This window comes from Cellulomonas septica (assembly GCF_012396155.1).
Taxonomy (GTDB): Bacteria; Actinomycetota; Actinomycetes; order Actinomycetales; family Cellulomonadaceae; genus Cellulomonas; species Cellulomonas septica.
In genome coordinates this window covers 1-4,256 of sequence record NZ_JAAXOY010000301.1, presented here as the reverse complement: position 1 = coordinate 4,256, position 4,256 = coordinate 1, and the positions used below count along the sequence as shown (strand labels likewise).

At 72.8% G+C, this 4,256-nt stretch carries 2 protein-coding genes; one reads left to right on the top strand and one right to left on the bottom strand.

Annotated features, from left to right (window positions below):
- The coding region (locus HGA02_RS11990; protein ID WP_168679199.1) for an ATP-dependent Clp protease ATP-binding subunit at window positions 1-2,253 on the top strand (2,253 nt) is incomplete at its 5' end.
- An 87-nt stretch (window positions 2,254-2,340) separates the two neighbouring features.
- Here the strand turns inward: HGA02_RS11990 and HGA02_RS11985 are convergent.
- On the bottom strand, window positions 2,341-4,256 hold a 1,916-nt coding region (locus HGA02_RS11985), incomplete at its 5' end, for a glycosyl hydrolase family 28-related protein (protein ID WP_168679198.1).

Below are 4,256 nucleotides of genomic sequence, written 5' to 3'. Positions count from 1 at the left end.
CTCGCCGCGGGCCAGTCCGGCGTCGCCGACGCGCTGCGCTCCGCCGGTGCGAGCCGCGACGCGCTCGCAGCCGCGCTGCCGAACGTCCGCGGCAACAGCCGCGTCACCAGCCCCAACCCCGAGGGCACGTTCAAGGCGCTCGAGCAGTACGGCATCGACCTGACGCAGCGCGCGCGGGACGGCAAGCTCGACCCGGTCATCGGGCGCGACTCGGAGATCCGCCGCGTCGTGCAGGTGCTCAGCCGGCGCACCAAGAACAACCCCGTCCTCATCGGCGAGCCGGGCGTCGGCAAGACGGCCGTCGTCGAGGGGCTCGCGCAGCGCATCGTCGCCGGTGACGTGCCCGAGTCCCTGCGCGGCAAGCGGCTCGTCAGCCTCGACCTCGCGGCGATGGTCGCGGGCGCGAAGTACCGCGGCGAGTTCGAGGAGCGGCTCAAGGCCGTCCTGGCCGAGATCACGGGCGCGGAGGGGCAGGTCGTCACGTTCATCGACGAGCTGCACACCGTCGTCGGCGCGGGCGCCGGGTCCGAGGGCGCGATGGACGCGGGCAACATGCTCAAGCCCATGCTGGCCCGCGGCGAGCTGCGCCTGGTCGGCGCGACCACGCTCGACGAGTACCGCGAGCGCATCGAGAAGGACCCCGCCCTCGAGCGGCGGTTCCAGCAGGTCTTCGTCGGCGAGCCGTCCGTCGAGGACACCGTCGCGATCCTGCGCGGCCTCAAGGAGCGGTACGAGGCGCACCACAAGGTGACGATCTCCGACGCCGCGCTCGTCGCCGCCGCGACCCTGTCCGACCGGTACATCACCGGCCGCCAGCTGCCCGACAAGGCGATCGACCTGGTCGACGAGGCCGCGTCGCGCCTGCGCATGGAGCTCGACTCCTCGCCCGTCGAGATCGACGAGCTCCAGCGTGCCGTCACGCGCCTCGAGATGGAGGAGGTCGTCCTGCAGGAGTCGGACGACCCCGCGTCGCTCGACCGCCTGGAGCGGCTGCGCAAGGACCTCGCGGACCGTCGCGAGGACCTCGCGTCGCTCACCGCGCGGTGGGAGAAGGAGAAGGCGGGCCACAACCTCGTCGGCGACCTCAAGGCGCGGCTCGACGCGCTGCGCACCGACGCCGAGCGGCTGCTCCGCGAGGGCGACCTCGAGGCGGCCGCGCGCATCCAGTACGGCGAGATCCCCGCGCTCGAGCGGGAGATCGCCGCGGCCGAGGCGTCCGAGGAGGCCGCCGACGACGTGCTCGCGCCCGACGGGACGCCCATGATCGCCGACAAGGTCGGGCCCGACGAGGTCGCCGAGGTCGTCGCCGCGTGGACCGGCATCCCCGCCGGCCGGCTGCTCGAGGGCGAGACCGCGAAGCTGCTGCGCATGGAGGACGTGCTCGGCGAGCGGCTCATCGGCCAGCGCACCGCCGTCGCCGCGGTGTCCGACGCGGTCCGCCGCGCCCGGACCGGCATCTCCGACCCCGACCGCCCCACCGGCTCGTTCCTGTTCCTCGGGCCGACCGGTGTCGGCAAGACGGAGCTCGCCAAGGCGCTCGCGGACTTCCTCTTCGACGACGAGCGGGCCATGGTCCGCATCGACATGTCGGAGTACTCCGAGAAGCACTCGGTCGCGCGGCTCGTCGGCGCCCCTCCCGGGTATGTCGGGTACGAGGAGGGCGGCCAGCTCACCGAGGCCGTCCGCCGTCGTCCCTACTCGGTCGTGCTGCTCGACGAGGTCGAGAAGGCGCATCCCGAGGTCTTCGACGTGCTGCTGCAGGTGCTCGACGACGGCCGCCTCACCGACGGCCAGGGCCGCACGGTCGACTTCCGCAACGTCATCCTCGTGCTGACGTCGAACCTCGGGTCGCAGTTCCTCGTCGACCCGCTGCTCTCGGCCGATGCCAAGAAGGACGCCGTCATGGGCGCCGTGCGGACGGCGTTCAAGCCCGAGTTCCTCAACCGGCTCGACGACGTCGTGCTGTTCGACCCGCTGTCGCTCGACGAGATCGGGCACATCGTCGAGCTGCAGGTCGCGTCGCTGGGCCGCCGGCTCGCGGACCGTCGGCTCACGCTCGACGTCACGCCCGCCGCGCGCGAGTGGCTCGCGCTCGAGGGGTACGACCCCGCGTACGGCGCGCGCCCGCTGCGACGGCTCGTGCAGCGCGAGATCGGCGACCGGCTCGCCCGCTCGCTCCTCGCGGGCGACGTGCACGACGGCGGCGCGACGGTCCCCGCTCGCGGCGTCCTGGTGCTGCGTCAGGACCGCTGACGCGGCGACCCGTCGCAGACGAAGGGGCTCCCGGACCGGTGCGCACTCCGGCCCGGGAGCCCCGGTCTCAGCGGGCGACCCCGCGGGTCACCACGCCGACGGCGGCGGCGGGGGCACCACCGGCGGCCGGTCGTCGCACGTGATCGTGTTCGGCAGCAACCAGGGCGCGATCCACGGGCCGGTCGTCCCACCGCCGTCGTTGCCGCCGCCGTCGACGACGGTGAACTCCGAGCCCGCGGGCGTGAAGCCGAACGCGCCGCAGTTGTTGATGCCGACGGCCCCGACGTTCCGGGCGTCGACGTTCGTGAACGTCGCCGACCCCGCGGACCGGGCGGACAGGACCGACGTGCCCGTGCCGTCGACGCGCACGTCGCGCACGTCCACGCCCGTGATCGAGTACAGGTCCTTGACCGGCCAGTCCGTCACGAGCATGACCGCGTTGTAGGTGCTGTCGAGGAAGTGGTCGCCGACGACCTGCAGGTCGACGTCGATGCTGCGGTCGAGCGCGAACACCCACAGCGCCCCGAGCCCGATGTTCCAGTTCAGCTCGTACGTGCCGGCACGCACGGTCGTGTTGTCGACGAACCGCAGCGACCCGGTGAACGGCTCGGCCCCGAACCGCGACCCGGCGTGCAGCGCGCTGCCCTCGCGGACCGGGTCGGCGACGAGGTTCCCGACGACCGTGATGTCCTCGCCGCCGTAGATCGCGACGCCGTTCGCGAGGGTCGGCGTCTGGACGGTGTTGCGCTCGAACGTGTTGCGCGCGTTCGTCGTGCCCTGCGCCCACATGGCCAGCGCGTCGTCGCCGGTGTTGCGGACGATCGAGTTCCGCACGACGGAGTCGGTGACGCCGGTGTGGAAGTTCACGCCGTCGGCGATCTGGTCGACGATCACGGTGTCGCTCACGACGAGGTTCGACATCGGCCCGTCGAACCACATGCCGACCTTGGTGTGCTGGATGTACAGGTCGCGGATCGTGGAGTCGCTCATGGCCCCGCCGACGCCGTTGACCTGGTCGGTGTCGATGCGCTCGCGGACGTCGCCCTGGATCGCGAAACCGGACAGGTGCACGTCGCGCGACCCGCCCTCCGCGGCGGTCTTCCCGTAGATCCCGACGCCCGTGTGCACGGACCCGTCGGGTGCGGGCGTCGGCAGCGCGACCTCGCGACCGCGCAGCGTCGTCCACCAGGAACCCGCGCCCTCGATGGTCACGTCGTCCACCACGATGTGGCGGTTCACCTGGTACGTGCCGGGCGGCAGGTAGACGGGCAGGTCGTGCTTCTGCGCGAAGGCGATCGCGCGCTCGATCGCGGGGGCGGCGTCGCGACGACCGGTCGGGTCCGCGCCGAACAGCACGGCGTTCGCGGCCTTGAGCCGCACGTGCGGCGCGCCGACGACCTGCGAGTCGAGCAGGTCGATCACGGTCCACGCCGCGGCGGCCTTCTTCGGCACGGTGAGCCGCACGGTCTCGCCCGCGCGGTACGTCCGGTCGAGCAGCACACGCTGCTCGTCGTAGAAGTGCATGGGCCGGAAGGGCGTGGTGATCGTCGGCGTCGGTGTTGTCGCCGCCGGCACGCAGCCGCACTCGGTGATCCACCAGTCGGGGTGCAGCAGCCCGGCGTTCGGGTCGTTCGTGAACGGGTACTGGTTGTAGAGCCACGCGTACTGCGAGGTCAGCGTGATCGTCCGCGCCCGGTCCTTGCCGACGGTGACGTCGAGCGGCGACGTGATGCCGCCGCCGGTCGGCGCGTCGGGGATCGCGTACCGGATCGTCAGCGCGTTCGCCGCCTTCGGCAGCCGGAACTCGACGAACTGCCCGGGGAGCAGCTGCACGGCCGACCGGCCCGACGCCTCCGCGGGCAGCGTGTAGGCGGTGCGGTCGGGGCCGATCACGGTGCCGTTCGTCGTGGCGGCCTCGGCCTCCTGCTCGACGACCCCGAGGTCGGCGCCGCGCCCCGCGACGAGGGCCGGGTCGAGCGCGGCACGGGTCGCGGGTGGGCTCG